The sequence below is a fragment of the Longicatena caecimuris genome (assembly GCF_018406465.1).
Classification (GTDB): Bacteria; Bacillota_I; Bacilli_A; order Erysipelotrichales; family Erysipelotrichaceae; genus Longicatena; species Longicatena caecimuris.
The window spans coordinates 2,606,282-2,625,907 of record NZ_AP024510.1 but is presented as its reverse complement, the minus strand read 5'-3'; the positions used below and the strand labels follow the sequence as shown (position 1 = coordinate 2,625,907).

General features: G+C 38.5%; 19 protein-coding genes and 1 tRNA gene. 8 read left to right on the top strand and 12 right to left on the bottom strand.

Features of this window, described 5'->3' with window-relative positions; all coding sequences use genetic code 11:
• Positions 1-59: 59 nt before the first annotated feature.
• From KJS44_RS12160 to KJS44_RS12150, 3 genes are read right to left on the bottom strand one after another with little or no spacing between them, the layout of a single operon-like run.
• Complete coding sequence (locus KJS44_RS12160; protein WP_008686855.1) at positions 60-2,309, bottom strand: YhgE/Pip domain-containing protein; 2,250 nt, start codon at positions 2,307-2,309, stop codon at positions 60-62.
• Between the two features lie 26 nt (positions 2,310-2,335).
• Positions 2,336-4,408, bottom strand: coding sequence for an efflux RND transporter permease subunit (locus KJS44_RS12155; RefSeq protein WP_008686857.1), 2,073 nt, complete (start codon positions 4,406-4,408; stop codon positions 2,336-2,338).
• Between the two features lie 23 nt (positions 4,409-4,431).
• Positions 4,432-5,025, bottom strand: a complete 594-nt coding sequence (locus KJS44_RS12150; RefSeq protein WP_213540114.1) for a TetR/AcrR family transcriptional regulator — start codon at positions 5,023-5,025, stop codon at positions 4,432-4,434.
• Positions 5,026-5,519: 494 nt separating this feature from the next.
• Here KJS44_RS12150 and KJS44_RS12145 point away from each other — a divergent pair, with 494 nt between their 5' ends.
• Genes KJS44_RS12145 through KJS44_RS12135 form a run of 3 tightly spaced genes read left to right on the top strand, consistent with a single transcriptional unit; the run spans position 5,520 to position 6,941 of the window.
• Positions 5,520-5,870, top strand: coding sequence for an ATP-binding cassette domain-containing protein (locus KJS44_RS12145; protein ID WP_008686861.1), 351 nt, complete (start codon positions 5,520-5,522; stop codon positions 5,868-5,870).
• Between the two features lie 35 nt (positions 5,871-5,905).
• Positions 5,906-6,241, top strand: coding sequence for an AAA family ATPase (locus KJS44_RS12140; protein ID WP_008686863.1), 336 nt, complete (start codon positions 5,906-5,908; stop codon positions 6,239-6,241).
• On the top strand, positions 6,234-6,941 hold the full coding sequence (locus tag KJS44_RS12135) for an ABC transporter permease (protein ID WP_008686865.1): 708 nt from the start codon (positions 6,234-6,236) through the stop codon (positions 6,939-6,941). Before KJS44_RS12140 ends, KJS44_RS12135 begins: the two co-directional genes overlap by 8 nt.
• Positions 6,942-7,157: 216 nt before the next feature.
• Here KJS44_RS12135 and KJS44_RS12130 read toward each other — a convergent pair whose 3' ends face one another.
• The 4 genes from KJS44_RS12130 to KJS44_RS12115 are packed head-to-tail and all read right to left on the bottom strand — an operon-like array spanning position 7,158 to position 10,127.
• Positions 7,158-7,922 (bottom strand): ABC transporter permease, encoded by a 765-nt coding sequence (locus KJS44_RS12130; protein WP_008686867.1) that lies wholly within the window; start codon positions 7,920-7,922, stop codon positions 7,158-7,160.
• The gene (locus KJS44_RS12125; RefSeq protein ID WP_008686868.1) at positions 7,919-8,827 is read right to left on the bottom strand and encodes an ABC transporter ATP-binding protein; all 909 of its coding nucleotides are present in this window, start codon (positions 8,825-8,827) and stop codon (positions 7,919-7,921) included. Before KJS44_RS12125 ends, KJS44_RS12130 begins: the two co-directional genes overlap by 4 nt.
• A complete protein-coding gene (locus KJS44_RS12120; RefSeq protein WP_008686870.1) occupies positions 8,824-9,024 on the bottom strand; it encodes a PLD nuclease N-terminal domain-containing protein in 201 nt (66 codons plus the stop codon). Before KJS44_RS12120 ends, KJS44_RS12125 begins: the two co-directional genes overlap by 4 nt.
• Complete coding sequence (locus tag KJS44_RS12115) at positions 9,012-10,127, bottom strand: helix-turn-helix domain-containing protein (protein WP_008686872.1); 1,116 nt, start codon at positions 10,125-10,127, stop codon at positions 9,012-9,014. The genes KJS44_RS12120 and KJS44_RS12115 overlap by 13 nt, the downstream gene beginning before the upstream one ends.
• A 226-nt stretch (positions 10,128-10,353) precedes the next feature.
• Between KJS44_RS12115 and KJS44_RS12110 the strand changes: the two genes are divergently transcribed.
• Both KJS44_RS12110 and KJS44_RS12105 read left to right on the top strand, forming a co-directional pair.
• A tRNA-Val gene (locus tag KJS44_RS12110) sits at positions 10,354-10,429 on the top strand.
• A 329-nt stretch (positions 10,430-10,758) separates the two neighbouring features.
• Entirely contained in the window at positions 10,759-11,325 is a 567-nt protein-coding gene (locus tag KJS44_RS12105) for a sugar O-acetyltransferase (RefSeq protein ID WP_008686873.1), read from the top strand.
• Positions 11,326-11,426: 101 nt separating this feature from the next.
• Here the strand turns inward: KJS44_RS12105 and KJS44_RS12100 are convergent, their stop codons facing one another.
• On the bottom strand, positions 11,427-11,849 hold the full coding sequence (locus KJS44_RS12100) for a hypothetical protein (RefSeq protein WP_008686876.1): 423 nt from the start codon (positions 11,847-11,849) through the stop codon (positions 11,427-11,429).
• A 208-nt stretch (positions 11,850-12,057) separates the two neighbouring features.
• Between KJS44_RS12100 and KJS44_RS12095 the strand changes: the two genes are divergently transcribed.
• Positions 12,058-13,596 (top strand): nitrite/sulfite reductase, encoded by a 1,539-nt coding sequence (locus KJS44_RS12095; RefSeq protein WP_008686878.1) that lies wholly within the window; start codon positions 12,058-12,060, stop codon positions 13,594-13,596.
• A 165-nt stretch (positions 13,597-13,761) separates the two neighbouring features.
• On the opposite strand, the gene KJS44_RS12090 is transcribed toward KJS44_RS12095, so the two are convergent.
• The 4 genes from KJS44_RS12090 to KJS44_RS12075 form a co-directional block, all read right to left on the bottom strand.
• Positions 13,762-14,169: a DUF2000 domain-containing protein gene (locus tag KJS44_RS12090; RefSeq protein WP_008686880.1), complete on the bottom strand. Its 408-nt coding sequence runs from the start codon at positions 14,167-14,169 to the stop codon at positions 13,762-13,764.
• An 88-nt stretch (positions 14,170-14,257) separates the two neighbouring features.
• The gene (locus KJS44_RS12085; RefSeq protein WP_008686882.1) at positions 14,258-15,205 is read right to left on the bottom strand and encodes a DMT family transporter; all 948 of its coding nucleotides are present in this window, start codon (positions 15,203-15,205) and stop codon (positions 14,258-14,260) included.
• On the bottom strand, positions 15,195-16,022 hold the full coding sequence (locus KJS44_RS12080; RefSeq protein WP_008686884.1) for an AraC family transcriptional regulator: 828 nt from the start codon (positions 16,020-16,022) through the stop codon (positions 15,195-15,197). Before KJS44_RS12080 ends, KJS44_RS12085 begins: the two co-directional genes overlap by 11 nt.
• Positions 16,023-16,153: 131 nt before the next feature.
• Positions 16,154-17,479 (bottom strand): 6-phospho-beta-glucosidase, encoded by a 1,326-nt coding sequence (locus KJS44_RS12075; protein WP_008686885.1) that lies wholly within the window; start codon positions 17,477-17,479, stop codon positions 16,154-16,156.
• A gap of 316 nt (positions 17,480-17,795) precedes the next feature.
• Here KJS44_RS12075 and KJS44_RS12070 point away from each other — a divergent pair, with 316 nt between their 5' ends.
• Complete coding sequence (locus KJS44_RS12070) at positions 17,796-18,098, top strand: PTS sugar transporter subunit IIB (RefSeq protein ID WP_008686887.1); 303 nt, start codon at positions 17,796-17,798, stop codon at positions 18,096-18,098.
• Positions 18,099-18,169: 71 nt separating this feature from the next.
• A complete protein-coding gene (locus tag KJS44_RS12065) occupies positions 18,170-19,594 on the top strand; it encodes a PTS sugar transporter subunit IIC (RefSeq protein WP_008686890.1) in 1,425 nt (474 codons plus the stop codon).
• Positions 19,595-19,626: the final 32 nt, after the last annotated feature.

Here is a 19,626-nt window from a genome sequence, read left to right as displayed (position 1 = left end):
ATCAAAAGAATGGCATATAAAAGGAACGATATCTTTTTGATAATCGTTCTTTAGTTTTTTTATAACAATTTGGCAAAGAAATTGGTGATCTTATCGAAGAAGTTATCTTTACTTTCTTCTTTTGTGGCTTTCTTTTCTGTTTCTACTTTCTTCTCATGTTTTAGTTCTTCTGTCTTATAAATGAATTTTACTTTTGCTGTACTCTTTGTAGGGGCACCTGCAAAGGTATGCTCATTTTCAGCTTCTTTGACGATTTCATTTTTAATAGATAGCAGCTGATTCAGATCACTCATAGATACATTGACTTCATGTTTCATTTTATCAATGCCATCCATTTTAAAGGTTTGCATACCTTTGTTTAATTCACCTGTTTTTTCGGCTAATGTGGTTGTAGCAGCGTGCAGCTGTTTTGCCCCTTTGCTAAGAGCTGTTGAACCATTTTGCAGCTTAGTAACGCCGGCATTGGCTGTTGTTAAGCCATTTACTAAGGTTTTTGATCCATTATATAATTGCGAAGCACCGCTGCTGGCAGATACCATGTTTGTATTTAAAGTCTTAATTCCGGTTTTTAATTCACCTAAATTGGCAGTTGCTGTTTTTAATTGACTGGTGCCGGCAGCTAGGGTAGCTGCACCTTCTGCAGCATCTTTCATACTATCCTGCAGCGTACCTAAATCAGTCAGCGTTGTTTTTACTAAAGAAACTGCACCGTTTAATTGAGTGGCGGCGGCATTTAATTCCGGTGCTTTTTCAGACAGCTTTGCACTTCCTAACGCAGCCGCTGCACTCAGATTACTGACATTGTGACCAGCACCATCAGCATCGCCATATAAAGCATTTTGAACACCGGAAGCATAACCTTCGGCATAAGTTGTATCTGTACAAATAGCTTTGAGTGCGTTGATTTGTTCCTGGGTCATATTTGACTTGGTTGGATCAGCGTTTTGAGCATAGAGGGTACAAGCCGTTGTCTTGGCAGCTGTTGTTTTAGCGGTTGCTTGTGCACTGGCTGCTTTCAGAGTGTCGCCATTCACAATGGTATTAATGCCTTGTATTGCCGTGTTAAGTTTCAAAGCACTATTCGCTAGTTCCGTCAATTGTGTAGGATAGGCGGCTAAATCATCTACTAATGTCTGCATCTTTTTTAAATCTACTGCCTGAATCTTGGTGTTGCCTTCACGCAAACCGGTGGATAATGTCTGCATGCCATCATTCAACTCAGATATACTGGTGACTAAGGTTGGCAGATCTTTTGTGGCAGTGGTCAGTTTTTTGGTGCCATCTTTGGCAAGAGAAAGGCCATTGCTTAAATTTTTCAAGTTGGCAGATAATTCTTTAGAACCTTTGGTTAATTTTGTAGTACCACTCTTTAAGTCATTTACACCAGTGCTTAAAGCCGGAATACTATTTACCATTTCTTTAACCTTGCTGTTTAAGGTGGCTGTGCCTTCAGCAAGCTGACTGGTTCCATTTGCTAACTTAACACTTGCCTCACTCAACTGATCAATGCCATCCAGTAATTCATCAAGTGAATTAATATCTTTCAATTTATCAAGAGGAACTTCCGGTGTTAAGGCAATCATGATAGGCCCCATCTCAAAGTCCTTTGTTTCACACTTGATGACGTATTCATCTTGGATTTTTAAGCCTTTGGTATCGTTAATACCACTACTTTTTAAGGTGTCTTCCAATCCTGGCAAAGCAACGATACCAACCATTTGATTATTGCCTTCATTCAAAATTTTTCCATTTTCACAAGTGACGTTGGAAAAGTGATCTGTGGACAGATCAATGACGCCGGCACCGATATATAAAGGATGAATATTGGTTGTTTTGCCATTGATATTCACCTGACGTGTCTGTGTGTTTTTCATGGTTATATGAATTTCCAATGGACCGCTTTTTCCAATGAGATCTTTACCATCTATTGCTTGACCATTTAGTTTATAGGTGACATTTACCTTTACTGGCAATTGTTTCGTTGTTTTTCCTTCATAATACACATCATTGCCATCAACATTCCATGTATAGGTATTTCCTTTCACAGAGGGCTGATCATCACTTTTTACATTCTTGACATCTTTAAGATCAAGTGATTCTTTAATGTTTTTAATACCATGATCATTATGCAGCCAGCTGCTTACGATTTCTTCATCAACACTTCCATCTGGATGCAACATCGCATAGACCGTTTCATCCTTTGTTGTTTGTGTATCATCGCCATCTTTGGCATACAGTGTTGTCATACAAGTATTTGCCATCATCAGACTCAATGCGGCACAAGTAACTGTTTTTACATTTTTTTTCATGTTCCTCAACCTCTTTCTTTCCTTATTTATTTCAAATTGGCTTTTGGCCAACCTTTTGTTGTTTTTTCAATCGCTTTATGGAAGATAATCAACAAGGCAGGCAATACCAGAAGAATTACCAGCATAGAGATAACAGCGCCTCGTGAAATCAGCGTACACAAGCTCTTGATCAGATCCATCTTCGCGATGAAGGATACACCGATACAGGCTGCGAAGAAGGATAAACCGGATGTGATAATACTTGGGGCCGATTTGGCTGCGGCTTCACGCGCTGCTTCAATGACCGGTTTGCCATTACTTAATTCTTCTTTATAACGCGTTGTCATCAAAATTGCATAATCAACCGTAGCACCTAATTGAATCGTTCCGATAACGATGCTGGCAATGAATGGCAACACACTACCGGTAAAGTATGGAATACCCATATTGATACAGATAGCAAATTCAATCGACGCAACGAGGATTACTGGCAATGCTAAAGATTTAAAGGTAATTACAATAATTAAGAAAATAGCTAATACGGATAGGATATTAACCATCTTAAAGTCAATATCCGTTGTTGTGATCAAGTCTCGCGTTAAGCTTCCTTCACCAGCAATCACGGCATGTTTATCATATTTGTGCATGATGTTGTCAATCTTATCTAACTGTTCGTTTTCTTCATCCGTAGCCGCACGATACGTTGAGTTGACCAAGATCATTTTTTTACCGCCATTATTTAAAATGGTTTTAACGGCTTCCGGCTCTAATTGTGTCGGAATTCTTCCGCCAATCAGACTCTCATAGGAAACGACACTGTAAACACCGTTTAGTTTTTCCACTTCATCACAGATTTCTTTAATCTGATAGTTTTCTAAATTTTCATCCACCAGTAAGAAATGGGTGGTTGTCATATGGAACTGATCCTTTAATTTATTTGTCCCAATGATGCTGGCAAAATCCTGTGGCATGTTGGCACTCAAATCATAATAGACTTTGGTATGATTTTGTGCATACCCCATCGGAATGAACAAGACTAAGAAAATTACCAGAATGCCTTTATAATGCTTTGTTAAGAAAGCAGGCAATTTCTTAGGTTCCTTCAAGATGATTGGATGTTTCCATTTTTCAATATACTTATCAAAACGCATTAACAGCGATGGCAGGATGATGATCGTGGATAAGACACCAAAGATAACACCTTTTGCCATGACAATACCAATATCTTTTCCTAAGGTCAGTTGCATGGCACATAATGCTAAGAAACCGGCAATGGTTGTAACTGAAGATGAGGTGATAGAAGTAAAGGTTGCCTGAATCGCATTTGACATTGCTTCATCACGATTGCTTGTTTTATTCTTTTCTTCCTGATAACGATGCAACAGGAAGATAGAGTAGTCCATGGTAACACCTAACTGTAAGACAAGCGCTAAGGCTTTTGTGATATAAGAAACTTCGCCGAGGAATACATTAGTACCAAAGTTATAAGCAACTGGGAAAGCAATTCCCAAGACGAAGATAAAGGGGGCAATGGATGACTCCAATCCCATAAATAAGACAATGACACACAAGATGATGGCCGTGACTCCATACAATGGTGTTTCTTTTTCACTTAAATCCTTAATATCTTCGGATACGGCAGAGAAACCACCCAAATAGCACTGCTTTTCACTATAACCTTTGATCTTATGAATGGCATCCATCGTTCTTTGCGATGCGCCATCTTCCTCAAAGGTGATAACCATCAGAGTTCCTTTATCCGAATATAACATGTCTTTGACATCTTTTGGCAAGACCTCCTTCGGGATACTGATATCTAAGATATCGCCTCGCCATAAGACATCCTTTACACCATCAATGCTTTGAATCTCTTTCTTTAATTCCGCAACGTTTTTATCCGGCATATTTTCTACTACCAGCATACCGGTGCTGGCAAGGTTGAAATCATCTGATAATGATTTTTGTCCTTTCATGGATTCTACATCCTTTGGCAGATAACTCAATAAGTCATAATTGACTTTGGTACGTGCATAACCGATCGCACTTGGAATCAGCAGCAGTACCGCAATTAACAGAATCAGATTTCTTTTTCTAACAATGAAATCAGATAACTTCTTCATACCTCCACGCTCCTATCTTTCTTTTAAGATCGTTTGATCATTTTGCGAATCGTCGTATATAGCATCGGTTTTAAATTGTCGATGCTATCCGGCTGTTTTAATACAATAGAGGAATAACATACGGTTGAAACAAGCTCTAGAATCATAAAAATCAGTTGATAGGCTTCCTGTTCTTGATAACCTAAACTGATTAAATAGCTGAGAAAATCCTCCAGATGATTCACGACCTCATATTCATCATCGCCAAGCTTACCGCCGATGACGCTCCAAGATAGATTTTTCTGGATCATCTTAATGCTGCTGGGATTGGCTTTGAAAAATTCAATGACATAATCTACAAGAAAGATCAATTCTTCGATCTTATCATCAATCTGTTCCTCTTTGGCTTTCATTAATACTTCATCAATGATGGAAGAGCTTTTCTTCACGATTAGATGATTGATAAGTTGTACCTTATCATGAAAGTAAAGATAGAAAGTGCCCTTTGCTACATGAGCATCCTGGACAATTTGATCGATGGATATGCGGTTAAAATCCTCTTTCGCAAATAGGCGCAAGGCAGCTTCTTCAATCCTGCGGCGTTTCTCATTCTTATTCATCAGAACCTTGTTTCGCATATAGTTACACCTCTTTTCCTGAATGACTTTAAGTCATTTTTTTATGACCGTGAAAAGGATATGGCAAAAATGACGAACAGTCAATATTTTATATGCAGTAGAAAAAGAAGTTCTTTAGACAGTTCTTTTTATTTGTCTAAATACTATGCGTGAAAGGGGTTTCTGGTTATAAAAGGTGAAAACGATACTAGCGTAAATAAGAAATATATTAGTTCTTAAAAAAATGAAATACGTTATGGCGATGAAAGGAGAATAGATGGTTGTGCGTGAATATATACAATAAGTTATTATGATGGTTGTTAAAGAAAGCATATTGGTAGATGAAGGTATTTGCTGATATAGATTTGAAAATTGTATCGACATTGGTGATTTCGGTTAGCTTTTCGGTAATAAAAGTTATTTGAAAATTACGCAGCACGTGATTTGTTTGTTATGATGGTACATAAAGAATAAGACATTATACGGTAAGCTTTATTCTTGAAGGAGGGAATATCATGGAGGATATCATCGTCACAAAAGATTTAACAAAGGAATACAGAGGATATAAAGCAAATCATGCGATATCGATGTGTGTAAAAAAAGGGAGTATTTATGGGTTGATTGGGCGAAACGGCGCCGGTAAGACAACATTCATGCGAATGCTGTTGGGGTTAAGTAAACCAACCAAGGGAGAAATTCAGCTATTTGGTAAAAAGGGTAAAGAAATGAATCAGGAACGAAGCCGTATCGGTTCCATCATAGAAACACCTGCTTTTATAACCAGACTTTCTGCATATGATAATTTAATGTTGCGTGCTGATTTGTTAGGGTTAAAGGATAAAAAGAAAGCCATCCTGAGGCGTTAAAAAAGGTTGGCTTATATGAAAAACGCGGACAGAAAGTGAAAGGTTTTTCGCTAGGAATGCGGCAGAGTTTAGGTATTGCTTGCGCTATCTTAGGAGAACCGGAATTATTAATTTTAGATGAGCCCATCAATGGCTTAGATCCGATTGCGATTGCGAATGTGCGTAAGATTTTATTGGATCTGAATAAAAAAGGTACGACCATTATTATTTCCAGTCATATCTTGGGGGAAATGGAAAAGGTCGCCACATGTTATGGGTTTATCGTGGAAGGTAAGTTAGTAAAAGAAATCAGTGAAGAAGAAGTCAAAAACAACAAAGTAGATTTAGAAAAATTCTTCATTAAAATTGCCGGAGGTGAGTTAGATGCATAAGGTAGTAAAGGCGGAGTTATTTAAGCTAAAACGTAATAAAGCATATTGGTTTATCTTATTGTTATCCTTTGGTATTTATCTGGCTTTAGGTCTTATGACGGATGAGAAAATCAGCTTTCAAGATGCGATTGCTTCCTCAGCAAGCATTGTACCTTTGTTTAGTGCGCTTGTTGCCATCAGTGTAGCCCAGGCCGATTATAACGATGGAACAATGAAAAATGTCGTTAGTACTGGAATCAGTCGAACCAGCATTTATATAGGGAAATTATTGGCTGCCTATATTGGCTGTATGGGAATCTTTTTGATTGAAGCCATCATGTCGGTAGGCTTCAGTGTGTATGGCGGAGCAACGGTAACAATGGATGCTTTCTTTATCATTAAAGCTGTGTTGTTACAGGCCGTAGTCGTATTGAACTATACAGTTATCTTCTTTTTATTGGGAAGTATTATACATAGCGCCGCGTTAGCTGTATCTTTATCCTTTGCATATTATTTGTTTGGAGCTTTTGCCTTTGGTTATGTTGGAAGCTTTTTACATATCAGTGGACTTGCCGATTATGAATTAGGCAGCGTTGCTACGGCAATCGAACAAGTAAATGTTAATACAGTGACAATGTTGCATTTAGGAATCGTAACGATTATTATACTTTTCTTCGCATATATCGGAGCTTTCTGTTTCAATCGACAAGAAATCAAGTAACTGTTTTTCACCAAGATACTTTAAAAAGGAAAATCCCTTTTGTGATGTTTGACTTCACAGAAGGGATTTTGTTTTATAAGAGGAAACCTTACGATAGTGATCCTGTCGAGCATAGTTAGCATATATCATGAAACTAGCACATATCATGAAATTGGTGGGTGTTTATGAATGGATGAAAAAGAGTATTTGTATTTACAGCTTTACAGCATATGCATCTTATAGCTGTTGATGGCGAAATATCACCATGGCACTAGATAAAGAAATGCCAATCAAAAGTAGGGCAAGAAGAATAGGCACTAGATAATCGGCTGGAAGACTTTGTCCTTGTAGTAAAGAGATAGAATTTGTTATAAGAATAGCAGGCTGTATTTCCTGTAACGGAGGAAATAAAGACATGCCCATACAAATAAGGAAGAACCCTCCTGTACATAATAAAGAGCCGATGCTTGTTTTCGTAAGTACACCACCTAATAATAACAATGCCAACAGCAAGCAACCAAACAACCATATACAAAAGATGCCTAACAATAAGTGTGGCACATTTGTCAAAGGCCAAAACATGAAGTTATACAGATATGTGACAAGAAAGCTAATGCCATAACAACATGTCCATACTAGTAAAGCACTGCTGTACTTCGCTAATAGAATGGTGGTTCTGGATAAACCTTTTGTTAATAGATGAATCAATGTTCCTTTTTGCAATTCATTAGAAATCATGGTGCTAAAAACAATTAATAGGATGATGATACCAATTTGCGAAATGTTTTTATAAAACTGCGCCCATGAATCCATCACCTCAGGTTGTGGTAATTGTATTTGGATGCCATCTGGTAAAAGACTTGCCGCTACTTCAGGAAGATACCGCGCACTGATAGGGTTCAGAAATCCTAAAGCCAGAAACACCATCATAAGTACAAAGAGCTTGTAGCTGCGTAGATAGTCGTAAAATTCTTTCTTTAAAAAAGCTAGATAGGCATTCATTTTACCACCTCCATATATAGGGATTCCAAGGTAGGTTCAACGATTTCCATACGGCGCAAGGAAAGTTTTTGCTGCAATAATTCCTGATGAAGCTTGCTTTGCAGCTGTGACATATTATCATGTGTGATCTGCAATTCTGTATCCGTACAAATTTTGGTGCTAAACTGTGTTTTGGAAAGAAAATGCTGCATGGATTCAGGATTCATGAATTCTAGTTGCATCCTATTACTGGCCTTTTCCTTGATGGATTGCATACTGCCATGTCGTTGGATAATGCCATCATGAAGAATAGCGTAGGAATCACAGACACGCTCTACATCGCTTAAGATATGAGTGGAAAAAATAATGGTTGTATGATCCTTAATTTGTGTTAGTATGGATAGGATATCCTTACGTCCGATGGGATCTAAGGCAGACGTCGGTTCATCCGCAATAAGCAAATCCGGTTCATTCAACAGAGCTTGTGCAATGCCAAGACGTTGTTTCATACCGCGAGAAAATGTTGCGATACGCTTCTTGCGACTTTGCCATAAACCAGTCAATGTTAAGAGCTCTTCACTTTTTCTTTTACAATCTGCGGAAGGCATATGTGTGATTGATGCACAGAGCTGTAAATACTCATAAGGGGTTAAATAATCATAAAAGGCAGGAACATCACTCAGATAACCGATATGGCGGTTGGCTTTTGTATCACCAAAGCTTACCGTTTCTTGGCAAACTTGAATCTCACCGGCATCCCTTGGCAACAAACCTAATATAAGTTTCATAGTAGTTGTTTTACCGGCCCCATTTTGTCCGATAAAACCTAAAATACTATGTGCAGGGACGCAGAAGTCCACCCCTTTTAAGACGTCATGAGAGCCGAAGGTTTTTCTTACTTGATGAAGTTCCAATACATTCATCATTCTTCACCTCTTCCGAATACGAAATAGATAATTGGCCCGAAAAATTGTAGTAATAAGACAACGAAAATCCAGATATATCGATTACCAAAACGATAATGAGGGTGACGTAGAACATGAAATAATGCACTAAAGGCTAAGATCAATTCAATGATGATTAAAGGTAAAAGCAGTGGTAAATGATCAATTAAGGTCTGCATGTGGTTTCCTCCTTTTTCTGCAGTAAAATGCGGATACAATGTTGAAAACGGGGATCGTTTTTCATAGGTTGAAATTCTGGTAACTCGTTGATAATCTGCAATAGCGATTCAATGACAATCGTGCGATTGCGTGGCGGCTGCGTATCTAAGGCAATCTCTTTCAGCCAACTGTTTAATTCGGTGAAATAATCGTCTTGATTCTGTAATTTATCCATATTCGTTGTAGCAAGGATATCAGCCGAATGTGTCAATTCCTTAAAAGCTTCTTCGTAAAGGTGATGATGAGCATATACCTGTGCGATGGCAAGAAGGGATTGAAAGGCTGTATATGGATGGATATGCGATATCTGATACAGTTCCAAAAGACTTTTTACTTTCGCAATGGTTTTTTCGCATGCTGTTAAATCATCTATTCTCAGCATCATAAAAGAGATGGAATCTTGAATTAGAAACAACAAATGCTGGTAGGCAGATGTCTGCAAAATACGATACGCTTGTTCCATATTTCCCAATTTCTGATGACAAGCGGCAGTAAGTTCACTGTCTTGCGCAATCGGACGTGGGATTTCTCCTAACAGCTGTAAGGCATCCATGGGTTTATCGCTGGCAATGTATGCCATAATTTCCAAGGTGAGAGTTTCTTTTGTCAAGGTCGGATCCTTACATTCTTTTTCTACATAGTGACAAAGTTTTAAAGCCTCATCTAAGATCTTTGCAGGATCTTTAAATAATGTGGCATGATTCAAATACAAAACAATCATCTTATATAAGAAAGGGAAACATGCGTGGTACGTATGCAACAATTCTTCACAATGCTTCAAAGCCTCATCACTGTCGTGGGCGATTTCATCAGATAATTGATGATAGAGTTCAACAATAGCTTCTTGTGTTAACTGTGGCTCATATCCCATGAGTTCATCCACAGTGACATTGAATAGAGTGGCAAGTTGAGGAAGAAAAATGATATCCGGATAGGATGTGTTGGTTTCCCATTTTGAAACAGAAGATTTACTGACGCCGATCCAGTTGGCTAATTGATCTTGTGTGATGTTGGCTTTTCTGCGTAAGGCAGCGATATTTTCTCCAAGTTTTAGTGGTTTCATAAATTCTAACCTTCTTTCTTGGTTTCATTATAAGTGGAAGATAGGTATAAAACAATGGATTGTGTCGCAACAATAAGAAGAAAAGTTGCTTAATAGGAAACTTAGCGAAATGATTGATCGTTGTGATGCAGGTGGAATACGTAAGATTATAGTACAGATAATAGTGCTATTTTTAAAATATATCTTGCATGATTAGTTGTTTTATGGTAATATATGAATCACCGATGGAGGTTTAGCTCAGTTGGGAGAGCGTCTGCCTTACAAGCAGAGGGTCGGGGGTTCAAGTCCCTCAACCTCCACCATAAATAAACAACCCACGGCACTGCTTGAATGGCAGCGCTTTTTTAATATCGAAACCTCCATCAGCAAATAGGGAACTAAAGATCGAATGAGAAAAATAATATGAGTTTGTACATAGCTCAGAATAAACAACCCACGGCACTGCTTGAATGGAGCGCTTTTTTAATATTGAAACCTCCAACAGCAAATAGGGAACTAAAGATCGAATGAGAAAAATAACATAAGTTTGTACATAAGCTTAGGATAAACAACCTATGGCAGTGCTTTTTTAAAACCAGCCAAATGGGAACAAATTATGATATCATAATACTAAAAGAAAGAGGTGTGTTATATGGCAAAGATACTTTATGATGCAAATTATGATAAAGAACTTGTCGCAAAACGCAATCAATGTCATGATCTGTGTCACCAATATAATCAGCTACTGCCTACAGCTGTGGAAGAACGTAAGAAAGTCTTACAAGCTATCATAGGGGAAATGGAAGATGACCTAATTATTGAACAACCATTTTATTGTGATTATGGGACCAATATCCGCTTAGGGAAACAAGTGTATTTGAATATGCATACCATCATGCTGGATGCTGCTGAAATACATGTAGAAGATCATGTGTTTGTGGGCCCAAACTGTGCTTTCTATACAGCGGGTCATCCTTTCTCTATAGAAGATCGTCGAGCAGGTTTAGAGTATGCTTTGCCTATACATGTTGAAGAAGATGTTTGGATTGGTGGCAATACGGTAGTAATGGCAGGAGTCACGATAGGAAAAGGTAGTGTGATTGGGGCAGGCAGCGTAGTCACAAAAGATATTCCACCATATGTATTAGCCGCTGGAAATCCATGTCGCATCATTCGTTCTATAAAAGAAGAAGCAAAAATAAAAAGCGATTGCCAATAACTTGTGACAATCGCTTTTTTTACGCTTAACTGAAAGCTACTATACGCTACAGCCTTCTGATTTGCTTATGAAATATTAGAGAAATACTCTCTTTATCCCACTTATTGTTTGTCTAATTGTTCTTGAAGATACGCAGCGGTTGCTTCATCCGCAAATTTCAGCAGATGAAGATAATTGTTCTTGGTGATGTATTCAGTTATTCCCACATTCTCATAAGTCTTTTTCAATAATAAGGAATACAAAGGCTGGTCATCGGCTTCATGCAGATGAGCGCTGATTTCCATAAAGTAGAAATCCTGATATTCCAAGGAGATGAAATCAAAGATTTCTTCTAGATTATTACATGCAAACAGCTGTTCCTTTAGTTCTGGAGTCTTATATGTTTCCCAATCCTCTTTGTTGGTAAATGTTATATTTTGAAAAGGGAAGACATAGGTTGTATGATCATCTTTTTTCGTTTTTATATCCCCATAGCTTAGGGTATATCTCCATAAGAATTCTTTGTGGTTTTGCAGATCTAACATAGCCATTCCTTCTTTCTTTCTCATACACTTCCTTTATTATAAAGAAATTCATGATACTATACAAGTGAGTTCTTTATGAGGGATAGAAAATGAAATGATGTATATTGGATAGATAAGAATATTTTATCTTATGAAAATATTTCCTTATTTGTCCTTTTTCTTGATGTATGCTAAGATATCGAGGTATGACACTATGGAGGTAAAGTAAGTGAAAGATGCGTTAAGAGAGGAATTGCGTGAAGAGATACGATTGTTTCATGAACAGACACAGCAATTTATAAATAAGCAAATCAGCGTGAAGGATTTTAAAGGATTCAGCGGTGGTTTTGGCAGTTATGCACAGCGTGGTGCACAGACGTTTATGTTACGTCTGCGTATGAACCAAGGGGTAGTAACGAAGGATAAATTAAAGTTTTTATGTGATACCAGTGAACAGCACGGTGTTACCAAACTGCATTTTACAACTTGTCAGACGATTCAGATGCATGATTTAAGTGGAACTGAGATTCCCTATATCATGTCAGATGCTTTGGATCATGATATTGTATGTCGTGGCGGCGGTGGTGATTTTCCACGTAATGTTATGTGTTCACCACTTAGTGGTGTAGATCCGGATGAGTATTTTGATGTACGCCCTTATGCGGAATGTGTTGGGGATTATTTATTAAGCATTGTTAATAAGTTTACCTTGCCAAGAAAGCTAAAGGTAGCTTTCAGTAGTTCGGATAAGAATGAAACCCATGCCAATTTCCGTGATTTAGGATTTTGTGCAAATGCCGACCATACTTTTGATGTGTATTGTGCCGGAGGCTTGGGAAATAATCCTCGCATGGGTGTGAAGGTTGGTCATCATGTACAGCCGGATACGATTCTGTTTTATGTATCTGCCATGGTGTTGATGTTTATGGAACATGGCGATTATGTAAACCGTGCGAAAGCAAGAACACGATATTTACAGGATACACTTGGGGTAGATGGATTGGTTCAGGATTATCAGGATAAGGTAGAAAAGGCGTTGCGCGGGGAAAATTTGATGGTACATATTGAAGAACCTGTGCTAAAGAAAACAGGGGATAAAACACTGTCTGATCGTCGTGTGATTGCCCAGAAACAACAGGGGTTATATGCTGTGTATTATCATCCACTTGGCGGCTGTCTGGCACCTCAGAAATTACGTCAGATCTATGAAACTATCAAGGACATGGAAGATGTAGAATTGCGTATCACCCCACAACAAGGAGTTTATATCATCAATTGTACAGCTGATGAGGCGAAAGCGGTGCTGGCTATCACAGAGGATGGAGCACGCAATCGTTTTGAGGAAAGTGTTTCTTGCATTGGCGCATCCATATGTCAGGTAGGCTTGCGTGATTCTCAAGGTACTTTACGTGAAGCTATCATGTACTTTAGAGAAAAGGACTATCCTGCAGATGTCTTACCGCGTATCTTTATCTCCGGTTGTACCAGTTCTTGTGGAACCAATCAAATCGGAGCTATTGGTTTTCAGGGTACAGTCAAGGTGATTGATAAAAAGCCATATCCGGCTTTTCAAGTAAGTTTGTATGGGAATGATCATGCCAAAGATACCCGGTTTGGGGATATAGTAGGTGCTGTATTGGCAGATGATCTTTGTTTGTTTTTACAGGCGATTGCCGATCATGTCAGTGCGCATGGTGAATCTTATGAGGCATGGATTGCCCATAACGCTGATGAAATGGAAGCCATTTTAAAGAAGTATATCAAATAGATTAAAACAAAGAATATATAAAATAGGGTAAAAGTGTTTTTTGAATTAAGAAATGGTATCAAGTATTTTAACTTCATGCATATAAAAAGATGATGTAGATCCTACTCCCTAAACGGGGAAGACAGGAAACACCATCTTTTTTATTCTAGCAATCGTTTAGATTTCTTAACGAAGTAAGGGCAGACTTCCACTTAAACGGTTAATGCTTTTCTTAGGGCCTAACAAAGCAATTCCATAATATTCGATGGTTTCTTGTGTAGCCTTTTTCATCTTTTGAATATAGTCGTCATAGTCTAAACAACTTTGGGCAATGTTGGTAAAGTCAACGAAATAAACATCTTCCATCGTTTGGACCTTTTGGTAGATCGAAGCTAAAGTTTCCTGGTTGGCTTTAAGAATGGGCAGTGGGTACTGCACAATGCCGGGATGTTTTCCCTCAGTGCTATCATAAACATCCTCACGCGCTAATGTCGGCGCATGTTTACCTAAGGATACGCCAAGAATAGCCGCTGTATTGGCCATGATGCCAAGGGGCAAATCTTCCCATAAGATACATACACTTTTAATTTCCATAATGTTTTTTTGTATACGATCTATCTTGTAAAGCTATCGTATACTTACTCCTTCCTTTTATTACTTTTATATAATGTATTTCATAAGATTAGCAGATGTCTTTTGGGACACTTGTTTTTGCTTGTTTATGAATAGGTAATGCAGTGCTTTCTTTCTTTTGCAAATCTTGTGATAAAAATAAGCCGCATATAGTAAAGATGATTCCTATCAGTTTTTTCATACTGATGGATTCTTGTAAGATAAGAAAAGATGTTAATGCGGTAATGACAGGTACTAAGTAAATATAGACACTTGTCTGTATAGAACCTAAAATAGATACTGCCTTGTTCCAGGTCACAAAGCATAATGCCGAGGCACCAAAGCCTAAAAATAGTAAATTGCCGATTACAGGCCAACCACCATGCCAGATTTGTGAAACGTGAAAGGTATCTTGCGTTAGAATGATTGGTATCATGAAGAGTAAACCATAAAAGAAGGTTCTGCGTGTTATGCCAATGGTTGTCATATGAAAAGTAGAAAGTTTGCGACAGAGCAGAGAATAGATGGACCAAACAAGAGCTGCTAGCAAAGCCAATACATCGCCATAAGGATGAAAGGATACATCGGCATTATCCGGTATGCTGATAAGTAAGATACCAAGCATTGCCAAAGCAAATCCTATATAAAAGAAGCGCCCTTTGGAGGATTCCTTCATGATCTTTGAGCTTAAGAAAGCAGTAAAAAAAGGAGCAATCGAGATAATGACGCCGACATTGGTCGTTTGTGTATACAGCAAAGCGATATTTTCTAACAGATAATATAAGGTAATTCCGCAAAGCCCGGCACCTGCAAACCATCGTTCCAGTTTTTTATCTTCTAGTGTACAACGATGCGGATACATGATCCATAGCGTGAGATAGCCAATCACAAAGCGGGTAAATAAAATCTGTAAAGGGGTCATGTCGGTTAATAAAATTTTAGTTGAGATAAAGGTAGTGCCCCATATGAAAATGGTGAGAAAGGCACATAGATGTCCTTGTTTTCGATTATTCGTCATGCATAGCTCCTTTCAGGAAGATACGCTGGTATTGTTTTGGTGTCAGTCCGATAAACATTTTAAAAAAATTGGTAAAATGACTCTGATCACTAAAACCGGCTGCCATTGCGGCATCTTTTAAAGAGAGTCCTTTTTCTAACATCTTTTTTGCCTGATGAATACGAACAGTTTGTAAATAGCGATAACAGGATACTCCGGTTTGTCGAGTAAAGGCATTTAATAAATAAGATTTACTGAAATGCGATAGTTCGCTTAGCGTTTGCAGTGTAATGTTTTCTGCATAATGTTCTTCCATATATGCGCATAATTTTTGTATTGGTTCCTCTAGCGGTGCATCTTCTTTTTCTATTTCCATATAGTTTTCCATGAGTGGCTGCATCAAAAAGTATAATGCTTCTTCTTTCTCTAGAGTACAAGCCTGTTCCATGATTGCCTGATAAAGTGAGGATAACTGCTGGGTATATTCACAGTTTTTAATAAGCGGTGTCGTGAAATGAGGAAGCTGCTTTGTTTGAAAGAGCTCTTCCATGATCGTTTGCATGACCTCGGGCTGAATATTAACAGCTCGATAATCCAAAATGGAATCATCAAGTGGAGCGCAATGATGATTATCTAATGGATTGAATAAGATCATATCGCCTTTTTCACATACATATTCTTTATGACGGCACCACATCTGACGCTTGCCGCCTTCAATAAAGCCAATGACATAATACGGATGAAAATGGTTTGGAAACTTTTGCACAATGCCATGCAGCTGATAAGCTTCAATTTGCAAATCATTATCAAACCATACTTCACGGTGTTCCTTTTCCATAGAATACTTCCTTTCCAATGTCCTTATTTTATCATGAAGCGATAAGTATTTCTTGTAGGATATCACATAAATGCCATTTTGGCATAAAGAAAAGAGCCATTCCATAAAACGGCTCTTTTCAATGTTAAACATTACTTTTGAAACTGTGGTAAATAAGCTTTATGTGCTTCTAACAATTCATCGATGACCACATTGGCCAGTTCATCACTTGGACATAGAGGGTTCATATTTAATGCGGTCACTGCCAAATCACGGTTCCCTGTGACAGCAGCTTCAACGACCATGCGTTCAAACGACTTCATCATTTGTACATAACCATTAATGGTACATTTTAATTCACCGGTTGCGATAGGTTTAGGACCATCCGCGGTTATCCGACAGGCTACTTCAACAGCACTGTCATGAGGCAGATTGCTTATCGCTCCGTTGTTTCTTACATCTACGTACTGAATATCACCGGTATCATTATAAATAGACTGAATTAAGTTGCATGCGGCATCAGAATATCTAGCACCGCCACGTTGTTCCAGCTGTTTCGGTTTGACATCTAGTTCTTGATGGCTGTACAGGGCAAAGAGTTCTTTTTCAACCTGTGATACAACTTCGCCACGCACCGTACCTTCTTTCCATTGTTCCAGCTCTTCGTCCAGCTGTTCCTTTGTAAAGAAATAGTAATTATGATAGGGACATGGTATGGCATGTAAACCGCGTATAAAGGAAGGAGAATATGGCAAAGAGATAAAGTTTTTCATTGCAAGCGTATCTTCAGCAGTCACATTTGCATACTTTTCCACGATAGTATCCATGACAGAACTGCCATCGACAAAAACATCAGTCGCAAAGATAAAATGATTTACACCTTGTAACTCTAAGGTTACACGGTTTTCTTCAACACCGAGAATCTTGGCAATGCCAGCAACCATATTCACAGGAACATTGCATAAGCCAATCACCTTTTTAAAATCAGTATAGCGCAGTATGGCTTCAGTGACCATACCGGCAGGATTGGTAAAGTTGATCATCCATGCATTTGGGCATAGTTTCTGCATATCTTTGACAATGTCAAGAATGACGGGAATCGTACGGAAAGCTTTAAACATACCGCCGGCACCATTGGTTTCTTGACCAATCATACCATGCGATAATGGGATTCGCTCATCCTCCACGCGTGCAGGAAGACGACCGATACGCATTTGTGTTGTTACAAAGTCAGCATCCTTTAAGGCTTCTTGACGATCATAACTGAGAATGACCTTCATAGGAAGATTGGCTTTTTTAACCATTCGCTGCGCAAGAGCACCGACGGTTTCCAGCTTTTCTCTGCCTTCTTCAATATCAACTAACCAAAGTTCGCGAACCGGTAGGGTATCATAACGTTTAATGAATCCCTCCACTAATTCTGGTGTATAACTGCTGCCGCCTCCAATTGTTACAATTTTAACAGTATCTTTCTTCATAAATGCCTCCTCATCGTTGTAAAGTGGACTATACCATTTGAATGAATTGACCGTATAAACCCAAGTGGTCTATACCATAATAACATACCTGTGTAAGCGTGTCCATACGAATGTGAGGTTTTTCTTAACTTTCTTTCTTATGATGTTATTGATTCAAATAAAATCCTTTCTTTATTGTATTTTATGCGCATATAGTCACAAATATGATAGCTCAAAACTTTTTTTAAAAAAAGAAAGAAAACGGTTGCATAAATTTTTAAACGTGTTATCATAAGTGTGTAAAGTGGTATATACCAAGTGGAAAGGAGGAATTCACATGATTAAAATTCTGCTTGTTTGTTCTGCCGGAATGTCAACCAGCTTGATGGTAAACAAAATGAAAGATGCTGCCGCACAAAGAGGTATCGAAGCTGAAATTTGGGCAGTAGGTGATGCAGAAGCAGCAAATAATATTGGCAACGCTGATATTATGATGTTGGGACCTCAGGTTAGATTCCTGGAGTCAAAAATGAAGGGTATTGCCGGAGAGAAACCGGTAACTGTTATCGACATGCAGGCGTATGCGATGATGAACGGTGCGAAAGTATTAGATCAAGCACTGAAACTGCTGGGGAAATAACACAATTACCAGCTTAAATTTAACTCAAACTCAAAACGCAAAAACTCAATTAGTGAAAGGAAAGAAAAATTATGAATGCTTTTATGGATTGGATGGAAAAGCACTTTATGCCAATTGCTGCTAAAATCGGCAGTCAAAGACATTTAGTTGCTGTCCGTGATGGATTCATTTCCATCATGCCGGTTACCATGGTAGGTAGTTTGGCAGTATTGCTAAACGTATTCCTGCGCGATTTACCAAATACATGGTGGGGTGAAGGCAATGAATTTGTTGCTAATGTGCAGCAAATCATCAATGTAAACGGAAACGTTTACTTTGGCTCTATTGTTATTTTAGGTTTGTGTTTCACATTCTCATTAGGATATCATCTGGCAAAATCTTATGATGTCAACCCAATCGCCGGTGGCGTTGTTGCATTTGCTGCCGTTGTTACTTGTATGGGACAAAGTGCTATCTTTGATTATGAATTACCAGGTGTTGCAACTTCTGCACTGGATGCTTTAAAGGGTGCCGGTTTAGATGTTGCCTTAAATGATGCCGGAAAAGCCGTTGTTTTACATGGTGCCAGCGGTTGGGGCTATTTAGGTTCCAGTTATACAGGTGCTAGTGGATTGTTTACTTGTCTGATTGTTGGTATCTTATCTAGCATGATCTATATTAAATTAATGATTAAGAAAATTACGATCAAGCTTCCTGATTCTGTACCTCCAGCAGTAAGTAACGCATTTGCTGCTATCATTCCTGGTGTCATTGCTATTTACGTATTTGGTATCGTAACACAAATTTGTGTTGCTTGCACTGGCTCTTATCCAAACGACTTGATCGTTGAATATATTCAGAAACCTTTGCTTGGCTTATCGCAGGGATTCTTCAGTGTTATCCTGATTGTCTTCTTGGTACAGCTGTTCTGGTTCTTTGGTTTGCATGGTTCCAATGTTATGGCACCAGTTATCGAGGGTGTGTATACACCTGCGTTGCTGGAAAACTTGGATTTCTTCAATAAACATCATACAACTGTCGGTATGCCTTACGATTGGACACGTGGCTCCTTTGATGCTTATGCACAAATGGGTGGTTCCGGGGTAACCCTAGGTTTACTGATTGCCATCCTGATTTTCTCTAAACGAGATGATTCTAAGGCCGTTGCAAAATTAGCAGCTCCTATGGGTATCTTCAATATCAATGAACCTGTTATCTTCGGTATGCCAATTGTATTGAATCCGATTTATATCATTCCTTGGCTGATCGTTCCACCTATATGTGCAGCTATCGCTTTAGGCTTTACAATGGCTGGCATTATTCCTCCTGTATTTGTTCAGGTACCTTGGGTTATGCCTGTTGGTATCTACGCATTTATGGGAACTGGCGGTAACATTCTTGCTGCATTGGTTTCAATCTTATGTTTGGGCGTTTCCTTTGTATTATGGACACCATTCGTTATGTTGGCAAACCGTATGCAAGCAAAAGAAAACGAAGGTCAGTTTGACACAGAATAAGCAGTACACTTGCAGGGAGGGGAAAATCCCTT

Coding starts and splice junctions, on each gene's coding strand:
- KJS44_RS12160 (WP_008686855.1), bottom strand. CDS start 2,309: ATGAAAAAAAATGTAAAAACAGTTACTTGTGCCGCATTGAGTCTGATG.
- KJS44_RS12155 (WP_008686857.1), bottom strand. CDS start 4,408: ATGAAGAAGTTATCTGATTTCATTGTTAGAAAAAGAAATCTGATTCTG.
- KJS44_RS12150 (WP_213540114.1), bottom strand. CDS start 5,025: ATGCGAAACAAGGTTCTGATGAATAAGAATGAGAAACGCCGCAGGATT.
- KJS44_RS12145 (WP_008686861.1), top strand. CDS start 5,520: ATGGAGGATATCATCGTCACAAAAGATTTAACAAAGGAATACAGAGGA.
- KJS44_RS12135 (WP_008686865.1), top strand. CDS start 6,234: ATGCATAAGGTAGTAAAGGCGGAGTTATTTAAGCTAAAACGTAATAAA.
- KJS44_RS12130 (WP_008686867.1), bottom strand. CDS start 7,922: ATGAATGCCTATCTAGCTTTTTTAAAGAAAGAATTTTACGACTATCTA.
- KJS44_RS12125 (WP_008686868.1), bottom strand. CDS start 8,827: ATGATGAATGTATTGGAACTTCATCAAGTAAGAAAAACCTTCGGCTCT.
- KJS44_RS12120 (WP_008686870.1), bottom strand. CDS start 9,024: ATGCAGACCTTAATTGATCATTTACCACTGCTTTTACCTTTAATCATC.
- KJS44_RS12115 (WP_008686872.1), bottom strand. CDS start 10,127: ATGAAACCACTAAAACTTGGAGAAAATATCGCTGCCTTACGCAGAAAA.
- KJS44_RS12105 (WP_008686873.1), top strand. CDS start 10,759: ATGGCAAAGATACTTTATGATGCAAATTATGATAAAGAACTTGTCGCA.
- KJS44_RS12100 (WP_008686876.1), bottom strand. CDS start 11,849: ATGTTAGATCTGCAAAACCACAAAGAATTCTTATGGAGATATACCCTA.
- KJS44_RS12090 (WP_008686880.1), bottom strand. CDS start 14,169: ATGGAAATTAAAAGTGTATGTATCTTATGGGAAGATTTGCCCCTTGGC.
- KJS44_RS12085 (WP_008686882.1), bottom strand. CDS start 15,205: ATGACGAATAATCGAAAACAAGGACATCTATGTGCCTTTCTCACCATT.
- KJS44_RS12080 (WP_008686884.1), bottom strand. CDS start 16,022: ATGGAAAAGGAACACCGTGAAGTATGGTTTGATAATGATTTGCAAATT.
- KJS44_RS12075 (WP_008686885.1), bottom strand. CDS start 17,479: ATGAAGAAAGATACTGTTAAAATTGTAACAATTGGAGGCGGCAGCAGT.
- KJS44_RS12070 (WP_008686887.1), top strand. CDS start 17,796: ATGATTAAAATTCTGCTTGTTTGTTCTGCCGGAATGTCAACCAGCTTG.
- KJS44_RS12065 (WP_008686890.1), top strand. CDS start 18,170: ATGAATGCTTTTATGGATTGGATGGAAAAGCACTTTATGCCAATTGCT.